We start from the raw sequence: 1594 nt of genomic DNA, 5'->3' as shown, positions 1-1594 counted from the left end.
GACTTTGGACTTCTTTTGGACATAATAAAACTCCCTTTATAGTTTCTAGTGAAAATTTTTGTTTTTTCACTGTCCACTATAAGGGGAGTATATCATACATTGCAGAGTTTTTAAGCTTTTTCTTTAACGATATAAACAGGGCGTTTTTTAGTTTCGAGGAAAATTTTTGACAAGTATTTTCCAATAATGCCAAGGCAAAAGAGTTGAATACCCCCAATAAAGAGGATGACAGAAACGGTACTTGCCCAACCAGAAACGGGATCATCAAATAAGAGTTTGCGGACGATGATGAAGAAAATAGCCAGTAGTGAAACAACAAAACTAATAGTTCCCGTCCAAGTGGCGATAGTCAGGGGCATTTCTGAAAAATTGATAAAACCATCCAAGGAATATTTGAGCAGTCCCCAAAAATTCCAACTAGTTTTTCCAGCTACACGTTCATGATTATCAAATGGGAGATAGATAACATCATAGCCCACCCATGAAAAAATTCCTTTAGAAAAACGATTGACTTCGCCAAGCTCTAAAATGCTATCTACAACTTGACGAGTCATCAGACGAAAATCACGGACACCATCCACCATCTCAGTATCAGAAACAAGATTAATCAGTTTATAAAATAATTTGGAAAGTGCTGAACGAACAATGGGTTCCCCTTTACGATCGGCTCGACGGGTACCAACGACATCATAGCCCTCTAAAATTTTAGCATACATGAGTGGTAGCAATTCAGGTGGGTCTTGTAGGTCAACATCCATAACAGTGACCAAATCTCCCTTAGCTTCCTCTAAACCGGCTAAAAGCGCAGCTTCTTTTCCGAAATTTCGTGAGAAAGATAAGTAGTGGACATTTGGATAGATTTGTGAAACATGTCGTAGGATATTAAGAGTCTGATCTTTTGAGCCATCATTGATAAAGAGATAATCGAAAGTGAGTTCCGACATCATATCCGCTTCGATTTTTTTTGTTTCTTGTAAAAATAGTTGAATGGTATCTTCTTCGTTGTAGCAAGGGATGATAATTGAGAGTTGTTGCATATCTTTACTTTCTGCTGAGAATGATTCAGTTAAATGCTGAATTTTTAAAGTTGAGAGATAGGATATTTTTGTAGAGGACTACTATAAGATAGTTTACAAGATTGCTTGGAATTGTTCGAAGATAACGAATGTACTTTATTCGTTAAAATAGTAAAATAAACGGAATAATTCAATCTTGGTATGGTATTGACCTTATCATACCATAAGCAATTGATAATGTAAATTTAGAGCATCAAATAGTGATAGGTAAAAAAATTCGGTTTTTATATTTCAAAACTGATTAGTACTACCGTTGCAAATCTTGTTTGTTCTATCTCAAGTTTTAAATTTCCTTGATGTTAAAACTGAGAGGCAGTGAAGAAAATCTAGTTTGTCAAATTCTTTTTGGGGTAAATTCTTTTTGGCTCCTGTTGAGATAGCAGCCTTTTTTTTATTATGGTATAATAAATGCGATTTTGAATTATATAGTTAATTGAAACAAGAGCAGGACAAAAGTGCCTCAAGAAAAGTATCGCAATTTGGCAATACTTTTCTGAGGTGTTTTTTGATTTGAGCCC

At 35.0% G+C, this 1594-nt stretch carries 1 protein-coding gene; it reads right to left on the bottom strand.

Translation table 11 applies throughout. The features are described 5' to 3' along the window. Window positions 1-110: 110 nt before the first annotated feature. On the bottom strand, window positions 111-1037 hold the full coding sequence (locus A3I7_RS0111865; protein ID WP_018376954.1) for a glycosyltransferase family 2 protein: 927 nt from the start codon (window positions 1035-1037) through the stop codon (window positions 111-113). Window positions 1038-1594 lie beyond the last annotated feature (557 nt).

The sequence above is a fragment of the Streptococcus orisratti DSM 15617 genome, from assembly GCF_000380105.1.
GTDB lineage: Bacteria > Bacillota > Bacilli > Lactobacillales > Streptococcaceae > Streptococcus > Streptococcus orisratti.
This window is presented reverse-complemented; position numbering and strand designations above follow the sequence as displayed.